Genomic DNA, 16,631 nt, shown 5'->3' with positions numbered 1-16,631 from the left:
CGCGGGGACGGGCCGTGCTGCGGAAGTGAGCTGCGCTACGGCCCTGTCGGCGCACCCCGGTACGCTTCAGGTATGACTGCTGTTCCTCGTTCCGAAAAGCCGGCCGGCCGGTTCCGGCGCATGCTCGACCGGCTCTCCTCGTCGCAGGAGGACCTGGAGTCGGAGGAGCTGCGCGAGGACGCGGAGACGGCCGGATGTACGAAGATCGGTGACTGTCACGACCGCCAGATCGTCACCGTAACTGGTACCTTGCGCACGGTCACCCTGCGCCCGCGCGCCGGAGTCCCGGCCCTGGAGGCCGAGCTGTTCGACGGCTCCGCCGCGCTGGACGTGGTGTGGCTCGGCAGGCGCTCCATCGTGGGGATAGAACCGGGGCGCAAGCTGATCGCATCGGGCCGGATCTCGATGAGCCGGGGCCGCCGGGTGCTGTTCAACCCGAAATACGAACTGCGACCCCTCGGACGGGAGTAGCCGGTGACGTCCCTCGACAAGCCGACCCAAGACACCGACCAGACTCAGCCCGACGCCCGCGCGGTGACCGAGGCGGCGCTGTTCGAGGCCTTCGGCGGGGTCCGCGGCATGGTCGAGACGGTCCTGCCGGGCCTGCTCTTCGTCGCGATCTTCACGGTCAACAAGAACCTGCACATGGCGGCGATCGCCGCGCTGGCCCTGTCACTGATCCTGGTCGTCGTCCGGCTGGCGATGAAGGACACCGTCAAGCACGCCTTCAGCGGTGTCTTCGGTGTGGCCTTCGGCGTCGTGTTCGCGATGTTCACCGGCAACGCCAAGAACTTCTACCTCCCCGGCATGCTCTACACGCTGGGCATGGCGCTGGCCTACATCGTCACGACCCTGGCCGGTGTGCCCCTGATGGGTCTCATCCTCGGCCCGATCTTCAAGGAGAACCTCTCCTGGCGCACCCGTAACCCCGGCCGCAAGAAGGCGTACACCAAGGCCAGTTGGGCCTGGGGCCTGATCCTGCTCGCCAAGTGCGCGATCCTCTTCCCGCTGTACTGGTGGGCCGACACCACGCAGCTCGGCTGGGTCCTGGTCATCCTGAAGATCCCGCCGTTCCTGCTGGCGGTGTGGCTGACCTGGGTCTTCCTGGCGAAGGCGCCCGCGCCCATCGACGTGTTCGCGGAGATGGAGGCGGAGGAGAAGGCGGCCGAGGAGAGGAAGGCCGCCGCCGAGGCGGCCGGCGGCCGGCACCGCAGGGAGAGCTAGGCAGGCTCCGCGAGGAGAGTCGCTCGGGCTCCGCCGGAAGACGCGGGCGGGCCTACGACGGCCAGGCGGGCTCACGACGACGAAGGGCGCCCTTGTCACCAAGGGCGCCCTTCGTCGTCGTGCGGTCAGTCCTCCCGCCGCACCGACAGCAGGTCCTCGAGCTGCTCCTCCCGGGCCTGCGCGGCCACGAAGAGGAGTTCGTCGCCCGGCTCCAGGGAGTCCTCCTTGGAGGGGGTCAGCACGCGGGTGCCGCGGATGATCGTGACCAGGGAGGTGTCCTCCGGCCACTGCACGTCCCCGACCTGGGTGCCGGCCAGCGCCGACTCCTCCGGCAGGGTCAGCTCGACGAGGTTGGCGTCGCCGTGGCTGAAGCGGAGCAGCCGGACCAGGTCGCCGACGCTCACCGCCTCCTCCACCAGGGCGGACATCAGGCGCGGCGTGGAGACGGCGACGTCGACACCCCAGGCCTCGTTGAACAGCCACTCGTTCTTCGGGTTGTTCACCCGGGCCACGACGCGCGGAACGCCGTACTCCGTCTTGGCGAGCAGCGAGACGACCAGGTTCACCTTGTCGTCGCCGGTCGCGGCGATCACGACGTTGCAGCGCTGCAACGCCGCCTCGTCCAGGGACGTGATCTCGCAGGCGTCGGCGAGCAGCCACTCCGCCTGCGGCACGCGCTCGACCGAGATGGCGGTCGGCGCCTTGTCGATCAGCAGGACCTCGTGGCCGTTCTCCAGCAGCTCGCCCGCGATCGAGCGGCCGACGGCGCCGGCTCCGGCAATGGCGACCCTCATCAGTGACCGCCCTCCTCTTCCGGGCCACCGGCGAACGCCGCCTCGACCTTGTCCACGTCGTCCGTCCGCATCATCACGTGCACGAGGTCGCCCTCCTGCAGCACCGTCTGCGAGGTGGGCAGGATCGCCTCGCCCAGGCGGGTCAGGAACGCGACCCGGACGCCCGTCTCCTCCTGGAGCTTGCTGATCTTGTGGCCGACCCACTTCGGGGAGGCGTGCACCTCGGCGAGCTGCACCCCGCCGGTGGGATCGCGCCACAGCGGCTCGGCACCGGAGGGCAGCAGCCGGCGCAGCATCTGGTCGGCGGTCCAGCGGACCGTCGCCACGGTGGGGATGCCCAGGCGCTGGTAGACCTCGGCACGGCGGGGGTCGTAGATGCGGGCGGCCACGTTCTCCACACCGAACATCTCGCGGGCCACGCGCGCGGAGATGATGTTGGAGTTGTCACCGCTGGAGACGGCGGCGAAGGCGCCGGCCTCCTCGATGCCCGCCTCGCGCAGGGTGTCCTGGTCGAAGCCGACGCCGGTGACCCGGCGGCCCCCGAATCCCGGGCCCAGCCGGCGGAAGGCGGTGGGGTCCTGGTCGATCACGGCGACCGTGTGTCCCTGTTGCTCCAGGGTCTGGGCAAGAGCGGAACCCACTCTTCCGCAGCCCATGATGACGATGTGCACGACCGTCCTTCCGGTGTCCAAAAGCTACTGCTCAGCATCAGGGTCTCAGACCGACGCCCAAAGCTACACACGGGCGCCACGCGGCGGGCACCCCTGTGCGGCGGGTGGCGGCGGGAGCCGTCGGCGAGTGATGCTGCGCACGCTGCACAGGGTCAGGATTCCGAGGCCGCCGAGGGCGAGCAGCGCCCCGATCAGCTCCGCGGTCGCGGGCATGGAACCTCCGAAGTGCGATGACAAGCGGGGTTTGCCATCTAGGCACGGCGGGCACACGAAGCACGGATTCCGTAGTTCCGTGCGCCCCCGATTTCACTCGTGAGGCAGATCCAGCACGCCGGGTGGGCGGGTGCCTGTTCGAAGGCTTACGATCCTCTCTCGTGTCCAAACTGACCGACGTGCCCAAACGGATCCTGATCGGGCGCGCACTGCGCAGTGACCGGCTGGGTGAAACGCTCCTGCCGAAGCGCATCGCACTCCCCGTCTTCGCTTCCGACCCGCTGTCCTCCGTCGCCTACGCGCCGGGGGAGGTCCTGCTGGTCCTGTCCATCGCGGGCGTGTCGGCGTACCACTTCAGCCCCTGGATCGCGCTCGCGGTCGTCGTGCTGATGTTCACGGTGGTCGCCTCCTACCGGCAGAACGTGCACGCCTACCCGAGCGGCGGCGGCGACTACGAGGTCGCGACCACCAACCTCGGCCCCAAGGCCGGCCTCACCGTGGCCAGCGCCCTGCTGGTGGACTACGTCCTCACCGTCGCCGTCTCCATCTCCTCCGGCATCGAGAACCTCGGCTCAGCGATCCCCTTCGTGGTCGAGCACAAGGTGTTCTGCGCGGCCGCCGTGATCGTGCTGCTGACGCTGATGAACCTGCGGGGCGTGAAGGAGTCGGGCAAGCTCTTCGCCATCCCGACGTACGTGTTCGTCGGCGGCGTCTTCATCATGATCGCGTGGGGTGCCTTCCGCGGCCTGGTCCTCGGGGACACCATGCGGGCACCGACGGCCGGCTACCACATCAAGGCCGAGCACCAGGGGCTCGCCGGCTTCGCCCTCGTCTTCCTGCTGCTGCGCGCCTTCTCCTCCGGCTGTGCGGCCCTCACCGGCGTCGAGGCCATCTCCAACGGCGTCCCGGCCTTCCGCAAGCCCAAGTCGAAGAACGCGGCCACCACGCTCGCCATGATGGGCCTGCTGGCCGTCACCATGTTCTGCGGCATCATCGTGCTCGCCATGACCACCAAGGTGCGCATGGCCGAGAAGCCGGCCACCGACCTGCTGCACAACGGCGTCCCGCTCGGCTCCGGCTACGTCCAGAACCCGGTCATCTCCCAGGTCGCCGAGGCGGTCTTCGGCAAGGGCAGCTTCCTGTTCGTCCTGCTCGCCGCAGCCACCGCGCTGGTGCTGTTCCTGGCCGCCAACACGGCGTACAACGGCTTCCCGCTGCTCGGCTCCATCCTCGCCCAGGACCGCTACCTGCCGCGCCAGCTGCACACGCGTGGCGACCGGCTCGCCTTCTCCAACGGAATCGTGCTGCTCGCGGGCGCCGCGATGCTGCTGGTGTTCATCTACGGCGCCGACTCCACCCGCCTGATCCAGCTCTACATCGTCGGCGTGTTCGTGTCCTTCACGCTCAGCCAGACCGGCATGGTCCGGCACTGGAACCGCCACCTCGGGGTCGAGAAGGACCCGGCCAAGCGCAGCCACATGATCCGCTCCCGGGCGATCAACGCGTTCGGCGCCTTCTTCACCGGCCTGGTGCTCGTCGTCGTCCTGGTCACCAAGTTCACGCACGGCGCCTGGGTGGCCCTGCTCGGCATGTGCATCTTCTACGCGACGATGACCGCGATCCGGAAGCACTACGACCGGGTCGCCGAGGAGATCGCGGCCCCCGAGGGCCCGGCCGACGACATGGTCCGCCCGTCGCGGGTCCACTCGGTCGTGCTGATCTCCAAGATCCACCGGCCGACACTGCGCGCCCTGGCCTACGCCAAGCTGATGCGCTCGGACACCCTGGAGGCGCTGACCGTCAACGTGGACCCGGCCGAGACCAAGGCGCTGCGCGAGGAGTGGGAGCGGCGCGGGATCGACGTACCGCTCAAGGTCCTGGACTCGCCGTACCGCGAGATCACGCGGCCGATCATCGAGTACGTCAAGGGCCTGCGCAAGGAGTCCCCGCGCGACGCGGTCTCCGTGATCATCCCCGAGTACGTGGTCGGCCACTGGTACGAGCACCTGCTGCACAACCAGAGCGCGCTGCGCCTCAAGGGCCGCCTGTTGTTCACGCCCGGCGTCATGGTCACCTCCGTCCCCTACCAGCTCCAGTCCTCCGAGGCCGCCCGGGCCCGCGCCCGCAAGCGGCAGGAATGGAACGCACCGGGCGCCGTCCGGCGCGGTCCGGCGGTGGAACGGCCGAAGGAGCCGTCGGGCAAGGAGTGAGAGGACCGGTGTGGGGTGGATGATGCCCGCGGGGTGAGGGCTGGGGTGGGGCGGAGATGCCGCGGGGGCCCGCGGCGTGAAGGCTGAGGTGGGGTCGAAGGAGCCCACGGGCGAGGTCTGGGGCGGGGCAGGAAGGCCGTAGACTGGTGGGCTGTTGTCGGGCCCGCCGGTGCGGGCCGCCCCCTTTCCCCGATTTCCAGGTCTGGAGTCACCCCACCATGCAGGCAGAACCGACCAAGTCTCTGGTGGGCGAGGAGTACGAGGTCGAGATCGGCCCCGTCGCCCACGGCGGCCACTGCATCGCCCGTACGCCCGAGGGACAGGTGCTGTTCGTCCGGCACGCGCTGCCCGGCGAGCGGGTGGTGGCGAGGGTGACCGAGGGGGAGGAAGGCGCCCGCTTCCTGCGCGCGGACGCCGTACGGGTCCTGGAGGCGTCCAAGGACCGCATCGAGGCCCCCTGCCCCTTCGCCGGCCCCGGCCGCTGCGGTGGCTGCGACTGGCAGCACGCCAAGCCGGGCGCCCAGCGCCGGCTGAAGGCGGAGGTGATCGCCGAACAGCTCCAGCGGCTCGCCGGCCTCACCCCCGAGGAGGCGGGCTGGGACGGCACCGTGGTCCCGGCCGAGGGCGACAAGCTGCCCGCCGGACAGGTCCCGCAGTGGCGCACCCGCGTCCAGTACGCCGTCGACGCCGAGGGCCACGCCGGTCTGCGCCGGCACCGCTCGCACGAGGTCGAGCGCATCGACCACTGCATGATCGCGGCGGCGGGCGTCAGCGAGCTGGGCATCGAGAAGCGTGACTGGACCGGCATGGAATCGGTCGAGGCCATCGCGGCGACCGGATCCCAGGACCGCCAGGTGATCCTCACCCCGCGCCCGGGTGCCCGCCTCCCGCTGGTCGAACTGGACCGGCCGGTGTCGGTCCTGCGCGTGGACGAGAAGTCCGGCGGAGTGCACCGCGTCCACGGCCGCCCCTTCGTCCGCGAACGCGCGGACGGCCGTACGCACCGGGTGGGCAACGGCGGCTTCTGGCAGGTCCACCCGAAGGCGGCGGACACGCTCGTCACCGCCGTCATGCAGGGACTGCTGCCCCGTAAGGGCGAGACGGCCCTGGACCTCTACTGCGGTGTCGGCCTCTTCGCCGGCGCGCTCGCCGACCGCCTCGGCGAGAAGGGCGCGGTCCTCGGCATCGAGTCCGGCAAGCGGGCGGTGGAGGACGCGCGGCACAACCTCGCCGACTTCCCCCGCGTCCGCGTCGAGCAGGGCAAGGTCGAGTCGGTCCTGCCGCGCACGGGCATCACGGAGGTCGACCTGATCGTCCTCGACCCGCCCCGCGCGGGCGCCGGCCGCGAGACGGTGGCCCACCTCTCCTCCCTCGGCGCCCGCCGCATCGCGTACGTCGCCTGCGACCCCGCTGCGCTGGCCCGGGACCTGGGGTACTTCCGGGAGGGCGGCTACCGGGTGCGGACGCTGCGGGCGTTCGATCTGTTTCCGATGACGCATCATGTGGAGTGCGTGGCGATTTTGGAGCCTGCTGCGAAGGGCATCTGACCTGCTCTTGTCCCGAGTTGCTCGGGCGTGTGTGGGTGCTCCCGATCTGTTTCCGACGACGCATGACGTGGAACAGGCGGCATGCCGGACGATGCTGTGTCCGCGCCGGGCAGCTTCGACGCGGCACCCGGACCCCGGCTTCGCCTACGACTTCTCCCGGCACCTGTTCCACGACTGGAGGCCGCTGAACGCGTCGGCGCCACCATGCTCGGCCGACGTGGGCCACGAGGACCCCGGTACGATGCGCCGGTGGACACCGACACCAGCGGAGCGCGTCCGCGGCATGCGCCGGGCGGCCCCTCCACGGGTGACCAGCCCCCCGCCTTCGCCGGTGACTTGGCCGCCTTCGCCGTCCAACTGCGCCGTATGCACGGCGAGGTCGGCCGGGTCGTGCACCAGTACGCGGTGCGGCAGAACCTGCACCCCACCGACGTGCAGGCGCTCGCCGCGATCCTGGACGCGACCGAGCCGATGACCCCCGGTCGGCTGCGCGCCGTGCTCGGCCTCACCTCCGGCGCGGTCACCGCCTGCATCGACCGGCTGGAACGCGCCGGACACGTCCGCCGGGTCCGGGAGGACGCCGACCGCCGCGTCGTCCACCTGCGCTACGCAGCCGACGCCCGCGCCGCAACCCGCACCCACTTCCGCCCCCTCGCGGAGGCCCTGCGCCGTGCCGGGGCCGCGTTCGACGAGCGCGAGCTGGAGGTGGCGCTGCGCTTCCTGACCGCGCTCAACGACGCTCTGGGAGAGATGCCGGAACTGGGCGACGGCTGAGCCGCGCCCGGATTCCTCCAGGCCCCTGCATCCGGATTCCAGGGGCAGACGGAAGCATGAGGGATACCCCGGGGAGATCTCCGGCGCCGCAAATGCTTCAATCATTGAGATTGTTGATTGTCGAGCAAACGGGCCGAGTCGTCGAAGGAGCCCGATGAAGCCCCAGCACCAGCGAGCCCACCGGTTCGTACCCTTCGCCATGATCGCCGCCTGGCTCGTGGTGGGCGCACTGCTCGGCCCCTTCGCCGGGCGCCTCGGCGAGGTCGCCACCAACGACCAGGCCGCCTTCCTGCCGCGCAGCGCCGAGTCCACCCGCGTCCTGCGGGAACAGGCCGCCTTCCAGCAGCGCGAGACCCTGCCCGTGATCGTGCTGTGGACCGCCGACGGCGGCGGCGAGGTCACCGGCCGGCAGCAGCCGGCCACCGCGGCCGTGGCCGGGCTCACCGGCGCGACAGGCACGGTCGGCACGCCGTCCCCCGCCCTGCCCTCCGACGACCGCGAGGCCCTCCAGGCCGTCGTGCCGCTCCGCCCCGACCTCGGCGATCAGCTCGCACCCACCCTGGAGAAGGTGCGCGCCGCGGCCGAGCGGGTCCCCGGCACCCGGGTGCAGCTGGCCGGCCCGGCCGCCACGCAGGCCGACCTCGCCGACGCGTTCTCCGGCATCGACGGGGTCCTGCTGGCCGTCGCCCTGCTGACGGTCCTGGTCATTCTGCTGCTCGTCTACCGCTCGCTGCTGCTGCCGCTCGCCGTCATCACCGGCTCCGTCTTCGCACTCGGCCTGGCCTGTGCCGTGGTGTACGCGCTGGCCGACCACGGCCTGGTGCGCGTCGACGGGCAGGTGCAGGGCATCCTGTCCATCCTCGTCATCGGCGCCGCCACCGACTACGCGCTGCTGGTCACCGCGCGCTGCCGCGAGGAACTGGCCGCGGGACGGGACAGCCGTGCCGCCGCCTGGACCGCCCTGCGCCGCTCGGCGCCCGCCGTCCTCGCCAGCGCCGGCACCGTCGCCCTCGGCCTGATCACCCTGTTGCTGAGCGACCTGACCAACAACCGCGCGCTGGGCCCGGTCGGCGCCATGGGCATCGCCGCCGCCGTGCTCAGCGCCCTCACCTTCCTGCCCGCGGTCCTCGCCCTGCTCGGCCGGGCCGCCTACTGGCCGGCCCACCCGGAGCGCCACGCGGGCGCCACGGGACTGTGGCGCCGTGTCGCCGCCCTGGTGGACCGGGCACCGCGCCGCGTGTGGGCGCTCGCCCTGGCGGGCCTGCTCGTCTGCTCGGCGGGCGCCCTCGCCCTCGACTCCCGCGGCGTGCCGCTCGATGAGACGTTCGTCCGGGACGTGCCGTCCGTCGCCGCCCAGCAGACCCTGGCCCGCCACTTCCCGGCTGGTGCCGGCACCCCCGTGGTGGTCCTCGCCGACGCCGCCGCGGCCGGTGAGGTGGCCCGCACCGTGCGCGCCACCTCCGGCATCGCGGTGGTGACTGCCACGGGGGCCGAGGGCCGTCCCGGGGCGAAGCCGCGCGTCGTGGACGGGCGGGTGCGCTTCGAGGCGACCGCGAAGGCCGCCCCGGACACCCAGGCCGCCCGCGACACCGTCGCCCGGCTGCGCACCGCGCTGCACGCGCTGCCGGACGCCCGCGCCCTGGTCGGCGGCTACACCGCCCAGCAGTACGACACCCTCCGTGCGGCGGAGCGGGACCGGACCGTCATCGTGCCCGTGGTGCTCGCGGTCGTCCTGGTCATCCTGGTGCTGCTGCTGCGCACCCTGGCCGTGCCGCTCCTGCTCGTGCTCACCGTCGCCCTCAACTACACCGCCACCCTCGGCGTCGCCGCGTTCGTCTTCCGCGACCTGTTCGGCTTCAGCGGCACCGACCCGTCCGTGCCGCTGTACGGGTTCGTCTTCCTTGTCGCCCTCGGTGTCGACTACAACATCTTCCTGATGTCCCGGGTCCGCGAGGAGACCCTGCGCCACGGCACGCGGGAGGGCGTGCGGCGCGGACTGGTCGCCACCGGCGGGGTCATCACCTCCGCGGGGGCGGTCCTCGCCGCCACCTTCGCCGCGCTCGGGGTCATCCCCCTCGCTTTCCTGGTGCAGATCGCGTTCATCGTCGCCTTCGGCGTGCTCCTGGACACGCTGGTGGTGCGCTCGCTGCTGGTCCCGGCCCTGGTGCGGGACGCTGGGGACCGCGTCTGGTGGCCCACCCGGCCGGGTTCCGGGCGACAGGAAGAGACCTCGCCCGCGGTGGCGGGCGCAGGCGTCCCCTCCCGCACCGGCCGCAGGGACGGCTGAAAGCCGGCCTCAGCCGCCGTGCACCGGTGCCGTGGTGCGGCCTTCGGGCCATACGCCGTGCCTCGGCGCAGCCCCGCAGGCACTCGCTTCACGGTGTGGTACCGGTCCGCCGCCGCTCCTCGCGCAGCACTTCCTCCAGGTCGCGCAGCCGGTCCAGGCCCTGCACCGCCCGGCGCATGCGGGCGTTGCCGGACAGCATCCGCCGGTGGCGGTGCAGGAAGGCCCAGTACCCGGAGGTGTAGGGGCAGGCGTGCGGGCCGGTCCGTTCGGCGGGCCGGTAGGCACAGCCGTCGCACAGGTCGCTCATGCGGTGGATGTAGGCGCCGCCCGAGGTGTACGGCTTGGTGGTCATCCGGCCACCGTCCGCGTACTGGGACATCCCGACCACGTTCGGCAGCATCACCCAGTCGTAGCCGTCCACGAAGCAGCGGTGGAACCAGTCGGTGACGGCGGCCGGGTCCCAGCCGCGCTGCAGGGCGTGGCTGCCCAGCACCATCAGCCGGGGGATGTGGTGCGTCCAGCCGGTGTCGCGCACCTGGGCGAGCGCGGTGGCCAGACAACGGGCGGTGACCGCGTCGGCGTCCAGCTCGGCGAAGTACTCCGGCAGGTCCCGCGTGTGGCCGAGCGCGTTGCCGTGCCGGTAGTCCTCGCCGAAGTGCCAGTACAGCTGCCAGACGTACTCACGCCAGCCCGCCACCTGCCGCACGAAGCCCTCCGCGCTGTTCACCGGGACGGCGCCCGCCCGCCACGCCTGCTCGGCGCGCTCCACGCACTCCGCCGGGTGCAGCAGCCCGAGGTTCAGCGACGACGACAGCAGGCTGTGGCTCATCACCGGGTCGCCGGCCAGCATGGCGTCCTCGAACGGCCCGAACGACGCCAGGCGCAGCTCCACGAAGCGGCGCAGCGCCGACAGCGCCTCGCGCCGGGTGGCGGGGAAGCGGCGCGGGCCGTCGCGGCCGACGAAGCGCACGCCGTCCTCGCGCTCCCACCGGTCGAGGTCGTCGCGCACCCCGGCGTCGATGTCGTCCTCCCGTGGCCGGTACGGCCCCGGCACGTCCAGTGTTCCGGCGCCGCGCGGTGGCGGTTCGCGGTTGTCGTGGTCGTGGTTGTACCGCCCGCCGGCCGGCTCACCGCCCTCCATCAGCAGGTCGTGCTCGCGGCGCACCCAGCGGTAGAAGTCGTCCTGGAGCAGCCGCCGTCCCCCGCGTCCACCGGCCCAGCGGACGAAGTCCTCGTGCGACACCAGGAAGCCGCGCGCGGGCAGCAGTCTCACCCGCGGCAGGGAGCGCACCAGCCGCAGGGCCGCGTGAGAGGTGGGGTGGCACACCGTGACCGGTGCGTCCCCCACGGCGCGGCGCAGTCCCTCCCGGTAGGTCTCCGCCCTGACGTACGTCACCCGCTCGCCCAGCTCCGCCGCACGGTGCCGCATCGCGGAGAGCACCAGGTGCGCCTTGGCGCGGTGGAAGCGGCGGCGCCGGAAGACCGACCGGGCCTCGACCATCACCACGGGCGCCCCGTGGCCGGGCCCGTCCCCGCCCGCCGGAGCGAGGAAGTGCGGGCCGAGCTGATCGCCGAAGAGCCAGTGCGCGGTCGTCATACCGGTTGTCTCTCGTTCGCTCGGGGGTGTTCGTCAGCGGCCGCGGGCCCGCCGGAAGCGGTGCAGACCCTCGGAGCCGCCCGGACGCAATGGGCATACATCATTGTGGTACACACACATCAGCGAGGCAGAGATCATCCGCCAGGGCGTCCCTCTCGCGGCCATGGCCAACCGTGTAGGGGACGGGCCTCTTGTCTCCCGCATCTTCCGGGGAGGGGGACGCACTCCTGGCCGGCATGACGTGCGTGACGCCGTTGCCGAGGCGGTGCGCCGCGGGACCGGGACCGCTGCGTGATCGTCGTCGTCGCGGAGACGACCGGGCTGCTTGCGGCGCTCGACTCCGCCCCCCGAGCATCGGGCGGAGATCGACCACGCCGCCACGCGCGAGCTCCGCCGTGAGCGGCGCTCAGCGCGGTCGACGGCATCCGCCACCGAGTGCGACGGGGCCGTGTCGTTCTGCCCGAGATCACGGAGGACCATCCGGGTGTCGCCCAGTCGGTGCGTGCCCGCTGTCGCGACCTGGACCCGGGCCTCGCGGATGCGGTGAACGTGGCCCTGGCCGCTGACTACGACACCGACGCTGTGCTCACGCTCGACCGGCGTGAGGGCGGCGCGGCCATTGCCCTGCACGCCCACAACCGCCCGGAGAGCGTGACCGTCCTGGAAGGCGACGCCGTCGTCGAGATCGACGGCACCGAACACCACGTCACCCGCTTCGACGCCACGTACGTCCCCGCCGGTGTGCCTCACCGCTTCCGCAACGCCTCCGCCACCGAGCCCATGCGCATCCTGTCGATCTACGCCTCCGCCGACGTCACCCGCACCCTCGTCGGGACCGGTGTCACCGCACGGGTCGATGCCGAGCACGTCAAGGCCGCCTGACGGTACAGGCGGTATTGATCCGACCAGTACCCGTAGGTTGGGGAAGCCGTTATAGGCAGGAGTTTCAATGGACCAGTCAAGCGCCTTCGTGCTCGGGTCCTGGAGCACCGGTTGGGAAGATCGCCACGCGGATGGCCGCTGACCTGAGAAGCCGCTGACCTGCGGTGCCTTACAGGATTTCCCCATGGTCCAAGGAGCGTTCCATTCCGTCAGTACCAGCAGACCTGGCCAGCCGCACCCTGCCCGGTACGGGCGGCATGGCGGAGAACGCGCAGTGGGCCGTCAAGGAGTTCATCGACGTCATGGTCGGGATCGTCGCCCAAGCCGGTCATCCAGGCATGGATTCGCTCGACGGCGTCCCGCCGCTGGGTTCCGGTCAAGGCGAGGGCTTCCTCCGCCGCGGGGAGCTGGGCGCGGACCTGTGCGGCGTCGAGCAGGAAGTCTCCGAACCAGCCTGGTAGTCGCAGCACCGCATCGGGACCGAGCGCGTACGCCAAGGCCGAGAACGGACTGGCCTTGCGTGCCACTGCCGTGAACAGGCCCTCGTCTCCCTCGGGCGGGAACTGGTCCATGACGGCGTCGCGCAGCGCCTCCACCGGATCGGAGTCGTCATAGCAGCTGTCGAAGAATGCGCTCAGCCGGAAGGCGTCGTCGTCAGCCACCCAACCGCCGGCAGCGGTCTTGGAAGAGCTGAACAGAGACGTCCGTGCCGTGCTCCGCCACCAAGCCAACCCTCTGGTCACATCAGCGTGCGTTGACGCCGGTGGCGACGGCGAGGCCTGAACCGCGGCGGACAGCAGGTCCCTTGTCCGCTCGTCAGGCACCGCCCCGACGACCCACACACCCATGACACTCACGCCCCGCCCCCGCCCTGGCACGCCCTCGGCACCCGATCATGCACCACTCGACGCGCATCGATTCCGCATGGCCACCGCCGGTGGCGAAGAGCCTAGGTCGGCGGAGTCCTCATGACTGAGTCAAGCAGGTTGTGCGAGTGCAGGGGATCCGGGGGTGGCCGGAGGCTACTCGGGGTGCAGGACCACGTCGGCAGCGTGGAGTAATTGTCAGAAGTTGTGGATCAGCGGGGTTGTTCAGGCTGCGGTGACTTCGGTGAGCCGTCAGGTCCCTCCGTACCGCCTCACTCGTTTGCTGTTGCTCTCACTCCAGCGAAGCAGGGGCGGACGCGAACGCCAGCAAGATCCTCGCCGAGGCTTGCACGCCACATCGTGCCCCCGGGTTCCGCCCGCCCGAGGCCGATCCGTTCCGCTCCACTTGAGAGCGATGCCGGGTGACCGTGGCGTCGGGCCGGGACGCGTGGCCGGCCCGGGATGCATGCGCTGCCTTCCCGGGCCGGCCACCATACCCCCGTCGAACGCCTCGTCGAACAACCCCGGGCCACTCATGGCGCACGGCACGGGCGTGCCGGCCCGTCCCCGCGCCCGGGGGCGGGCGCCGGGAACCGTGGCATCGCCGTGCGCACGTTGCACGGTTGCACCGACCAACCGGGTCCGGCCGGTCTACCCGGTCAGACCATCACGGACCGCGGCTCGAGGAAGCCCTCGAGACCGTAGACGCCGTACTCCCGCCCGATGCCGGACTGCTTGAACCCGCCGAAGGGGGACCGATTCTCGAAGCCACCGTTGACGGAGACCCGGCCCGCTTCGATCCGCGATGCGATGCGGCGCGCCCGCTGGGCGTCCGATCCGAACACGTAGGCGTGCAGGCCGTAGGTGGTGTCGTTGGCGATCTCGATGGCGTGGTCGTCGTCCCGGTAGGTGATGACCGAAAGCACCGGGCCGAAGATCTCCTCCCGGGCGATCGTCATGTCGTTGGTGACGTCGGCGAACACGGTCGGGCGCACGAAGTACCCGTTCTGGAGACCGTCGGGGCGGCCGGGGCCGCCGACGATGACTCGGGCGCCTTCCTCGATACCGCGACGGATGTAGCTCTGGACGCGCTCCCACTGCCGCTCGCTCACCATCGGGCCGATCGCGGTCGCCGGATCGCGCGGATCACCGGCGGGCCACTCCTCCGCCACCTTCTTCGCGATGAGGGTGAGCGCTTCGTCGAGCCGGCTCTCCGGGACGAGGATGCGGGTACCGGCGACGCACGCCTGGCCGCTGTTCCAAAAGCCGGCCTGGAGCGCACCAGGGATCGCTTCCTCGAGGTCGGCGTCGTCGAGGATGATCGACGGAGACTTGCCGCCGAGTTCCAGCGTCAGGCGCTTCAACGTGTCGACCGCCTCGCTCGCGATGACCTTGCCCGTCGCGGTGGAGCCTGTGAACGAGATCTTCGCGACGTCGGGGTGGCGGTTGATCACGGAGCCGACGACGTCGCCGCGTCCCGTCACGATGTTGAGGACGCCCTTGGGCAGTCCGGCCTCGTGCAGGGCCCGGGTGAGGACGTGCGTCTGCGTCGCGCTCATCTCGCTGGGCTTGACGACGACGGTGCAGCCGGCCGCCAGAGCGGTCGCGAGTTTGTCACTGACGATGAACGCATCCGCGTTCCACGGCGTGATCAGGCCTGCGACACCGACCGGGGCCAGTTCCACGGTGGCCCGGCCGATCTGCCGGGTGAAGTCGAACTCTTCCAGCGTTTGGATCATGTCGGCGAAAGCGCCGATGGTTGCGTCCGTTATGTTGGCCAGCTTCAGCGGCGCGCCGTACTCCAGGATGACAGCTTCCAGTAGTTCGTCCCGGTGAGCGGTGACCGCGGCCTGAAGCCGCTTCAGCGCGTCGATCCGCTCTTCCTTGGACGTCGCGGACCACGCCGGCAGTGCACGCTTCGCCGCCGCGATGGCCGCCTGCGCGTCGACCTCGTCGGCGAGCTGGACCTGCCCGATCACTTCACCTCGGGCAGGGTTGTACAGATCGAAGAGTTCCGTGCCGTGTGGGGTCACGAACTCGCCGTCGATGTAGACCTTGTCGATGATGTTGCTCTGCATTGTTGCCACTTCCTGAATTTTCCTCGCTCAAACCGGTGTCGGCGAATTTCTGGAAACAGTCGCCGTGCCAGTACGAGTGCGCGTCACATCAAGCCCGCGCAGAACGAAAGACGCGCTAGTCGGCGTCGCTGACCGGCATATGTCCGGTTCAGGCCGAATGCTGCTCGTCCTCTTTCTGTGTGCACCAACGGCTACCTTTCAGAATGTGATCGGCGACCGTCGCGACCCGAATCTTCCGGTCGCAGGGCTCGAATGCCTTCTTGCGCTTTGACAACTTCATCAAACCAACGGCGCGTGAGTCCGGCCAGCAAGATTCTCGCGCATGGTTGCACGATCCTCCTGGTCTTACCAGGGCCGTCCACGGGTGCCGAAGTCGGCGTCGCACACCCGCCAGGGATTACGGGACAACCCTTGAGGTGCCGTTCAGGGCAGTGCGGGCACTGCCGCACCGGCCTCATGGCGCAAGCGCACCGCATCGCGACTGGGCGGCTCACCGAAAAGCCGCCTGTATTCCCGGCTGAACTGGGACGGGCTGTCGTAGCCGACGGAATGTCCCACGCCGGTGACGTCGCTCGGGCGATTTGCCAGGAGTAGCCGTGCCGTCTGCAACCGGATGTGTTTCTGGAACTGGATCGGCGTCATCCCGGTCACTGCCTGGAAATTTTTGTGAAACGCGGACACGCTCATTCCTGACAGTCGCGCCAGTTCCTCGACTCGGAATTGCCGGGCGTAGTTCTGTCGAATCCACCGCACCGCTCGTGTGATGTGACTCAAGCTGCTGTCGGCAAGACCGAGTTGGCGCACCACGTCGCCTTGCTCCCCGGTGATCAGGCGCCAGAGGATTTCGCGTTTGATCAATGGGGCCAGTACGCCCCGATCCCGTGGCCGGTCGAGCAGTCGCAGCAGCCGCACAATGGCGTCGAGCAGTTCGTCGGACGCGTCACTGACCGAGATCCCCAGCCGTGCGGGACCGGGCGGCCGTGGCAGGTCGCCCGCACCGGTCTGCAACAGCAGCTCCGCGATGGCCGCGGGCTCCAACGTCATCGCGAAACCGAGTCCGGGCCGTCCCGGGGCGGCATCGACAAACTGTCCCGTCACCGGAAGGTCCACCGAGGCGATGAGATATTGTCCGGCCCCGTACTCGTAGAGGTGGTCACCCAGCGCCAGGCGCTTGTTGCCCTGGGCGACAACGGCCACGACCGTACCGGACATCGAGGCCCCCGGCGACACCACGCGGTCCGCCCTGCATATACGAACGCCGTCGATGGACGTGGTCAGATCGGGTCGGCCATGCTGCCTCAGCAGGTCACGTAGCTCGTCCAGTGGCATACCACGATTGCAGCACAGGGGTCGTGACGGGTGCCGCCCGGCGAGAGGATCGTGCAAGGACGGGCGACTTCCGTGCCAGTCCCGAGGCAGGCGCCGGAGCCAGCGCCGGCGTCCTCACACGGTGACCATCAATCGATCACTCGGGAAGGTACGTCCTCC

The 16,631-nt window shown here is 70.5% G+C and carries 14 protein-coding genes; 7 read left to right on the top strand and 7 right to left on the bottom strand.

All coding sequences use genetic code 11. The annotated features are described in order from the left end of the window. Positions 1 to 72: 72 nt before the first annotated feature. Both OO52_RS27085 and OO52_RS27080 read left to right on the top strand, forming a co-directional pair. On the top strand, positions 73 to 471 hold the full coding sequence (locus tag OO52_RS27085; protein WP_078629620.1) for an OB-fold nucleic acid binding domain-containing protein: 399 nt from the start codon (positions 73 to 75) through the stop codon (positions 469 to 471). A 3-nt stretch (positions 472 to 474) separates the two neighbouring features. Further along, entirely contained in the window at positions 475 to 1,224 is a 750-nt protein-coding gene (locus OO52_RS27080; RefSeq protein WP_030647440.1) for a DUF3159 domain-containing protein, read from the top strand. 125 nt (positions 1,225 to 1,349) lie between these two features. Here the strand turns inward: OO52_RS27080 and OO52_RS27075 are convergent, their stop codons facing one another. The 3 genes from OO52_RS27075 to OO52_RS51685 form a co-directional block, all read right to left on the bottom strand. Then, entirely contained in the window at positions 1,350 to 2,018 is a 669-nt protein-coding gene (locus tag OO52_RS27075; protein ID WP_014675525.1) for a potassium channel family protein, read from the bottom strand. Beyond that, entirely contained in the window at positions 2,018 to 2,689 is a 672-nt protein-coding gene (locus tag OO52_RS27070) for a potassium channel family protein (RefSeq protein ID WP_014675526.1), read from the bottom strand. Before OO52_RS27070 ends, OO52_RS27075 begins: the two co-directional genes overlap by 1 nt. Positions 2,690 to 2,752: 63 nt before the next feature. Next, entirely contained in the window at positions 2,753 to 2,902 is a 150-nt protein-coding gene (locus OO52_RS51685; protein ID WP_167347930.1) for a hypothetical protein, read from the bottom strand. Positions 2,903 to 3,063: 161 nt separating this feature from the next. Here OO52_RS51685 and OO52_RS27065 point away from each other — a divergent pair, with 161 nt between their 5' ends. The 4 genes from OO52_RS27065 (at position 3,064) to OO52_RS27050 (ending at position 9,720) form a co-directional block, all read left to right on the top strand. Next, positions 3,064 to 5,112, top strand: a complete 2,049-nt coding sequence (locus tag OO52_RS27065) for an APC family permease (RefSeq protein WP_030647439.1) — start codon at positions 3,064 to 3,066, stop codon at positions 5,110 to 5,112. A gap of 218 nt (positions 5,113 to 5,330) precedes the next feature. Next, a complete protein-coding gene (locus tag OO52_RS27060) occupies positions 5,331 to 6,659 on the top strand; it encodes a class I SAM-dependent RNA methyltransferase (protein ID WP_030647438.1) in 1,329 nt (442 codons plus the stop codon). A 204-nt stretch (positions 6,660 to 6,863) separates the two neighbouring features. Beyond that, positions 6,864 to 7,433 (top strand): MarR family winged helix-turn-helix transcriptional regulator, encoded by a 570-nt coding sequence (locus OO52_RS27055; RefSeq protein WP_051818631.1) that lies wholly within the window; start codon positions 6,864 to 6,866, stop codon positions 7,431 to 7,433. Positions 7,434 to 7,587: 154 nt separating this feature from the next. Next, entirely contained in the window at positions 7,588 to 9,720 is a 2,133-nt protein-coding gene (locus tag OO52_RS27050; RefSeq protein WP_030647434.1) for an MMPL family transporter, read from the top strand. 88 nt (positions 9,721 to 9,808) lie between these two features. Here OO52_RS27050 and OO52_RS27045 read toward each other — a convergent pair whose 3' ends face one another. Next, the gene (locus tag OO52_RS27045; RefSeq protein ID WP_030647420.1) at positions 9,809 to 11,317 is read right to left on the bottom strand and encodes a cryptochrome/photolyase family protein; all 1,509 of its coding nucleotides are present in this window, start codon (positions 11,315 to 11,317) and stop codon (positions 9,809 to 9,811) included. A 435-nt stretch (positions 11,318 to 11,752) separates the two neighbouring features. On the opposite strand from OO52_RS27045, the gene OO52_RS49965 reads away from it, so the two are divergent. Continuing rightward, positions 11,753 to 12,199, top strand: a complete 447-nt coding sequence (locus OO52_RS49965) for a cupin domain-containing protein (RefSeq protein WP_234339790.1) — start codon at positions 11,753 to 11,755, stop codon at positions 12,197 to 12,199. A gap of 209 nt (positions 12,200 to 12,408) precedes the next feature. Here OO52_RS49965 and OO52_RS27035 read toward each other — a convergent pair whose 3' ends face one another. The 3 genes from OO52_RS27035 to OO52_RS27025 all read right to left on the bottom strand — a co-directional run bounded on the left by OO52_RS27035 (position 12,409) and on the right by OO52_RS27025 (position 16,472). After that, positions 12,409 to 12,861 (bottom strand): hypothetical protein, encoded by a 453-nt coding sequence (locus tag OO52_RS27035; protein ID WP_158712573.1) that lies wholly within the window; start codon positions 12,859 to 12,861, stop codon positions 12,409 to 12,411. Positions 12,862 to 13,724: 863 nt separating this feature from the next. Next, complete coding sequence (locus OO52_RS27030; protein WP_030647414.1) at positions 13,725 to 15,143, bottom strand: aldehyde dehydrogenase family protein; 1,419 nt, start codon at positions 15,141 to 15,143, stop codon at positions 13,725 to 13,727. Between the two features lie 423 nt (positions 15,144 to 15,566). Beyond that, positions 15,567 to 16,472, bottom strand: a complete 906-nt coding sequence (locus OO52_RS27025; RefSeq protein ID WP_030647412.1) for an AraC family transcriptional regulator — start codon at positions 16,470 to 16,472, stop codon at positions 15,567 to 15,569. Between the last annotated feature and the right edge of the window lie 159 nt (positions 16,473 to 16,631).

This window comes from Streptomyces flaveolus, from assembly GCF_000716535.1.
Lineage (GTDB): Bacteria > Actinomycetota > Actinomycetes > Streptomycetales > Streptomycetaceae > Streptomyces > Streptomyces flaveolus_A.
Note: the sequence above shows the minus strand (reverse complement) of the source record. Positions and strands in the feature narration are given on the sequence as shown.

Coding starts and splice junctions, on each gene's coding strand:
- OO52_RS27085 (WP_078629620.1), top strand. CDS start 73: ATGACTGCTGTTCCTCGTTCCGAAAAGCCGGCCGGCCGGTTCCGGCGC.
- OO52_RS27075 (WP_014675525.1), bottom strand. CDS start 2,018: ATGAGGGTCGCCATTGCCGGAGCCGGCGCCGTCGGCCGCTCGATCGCG.
- OO52_RS51685 (WP_167347930.1), bottom strand. CDS start 2,902: ATGCCCGCGACCGCGGAGCTGATCGGGGCGCTGCTCGCCCTCGGCGGC.
- OO52_RS27060 (WP_030647438.1), top strand. CDS start 5,331: ATGCAGGCAGAACCGACCAAGTCTCTGGTGGGCGAGGAGTACGAGGTC.
- OO52_RS27055 (WP_051818631.1), top strand. CDS start 6,864: ATGCTCGGCCGACGTGGGCCACGAGGACCCCGGTACGATGCGCCGGTG.
- OO52_RS27050 (WP_030647434.1), top strand. CDS start 7,588: ATGAAGCCCCAGCACCAGCGAGCCCACCGGTTCGTACCCTTCGCCATG.
- OO52_RS27045 (WP_030647420.1), bottom strand. CDS start 11,317: ATGACGACCGCGCACTGGCTCTTCGGCGATCAGCTCGGCCCGCACTTC.
- OO52_RS27030 (WP_030647414.1), bottom strand. CDS start 15,143: ATGCAGAGCAACATCATCGACAAGGTCTACATCGACGGCGAGTTCGTG.
- OO52_RS27025 (WP_030647412.1), bottom strand. CDS start 16,472: ATGCCACTGGACGAGCTACGTGACCTGCTGAGGCAGCATGGCCGACCC.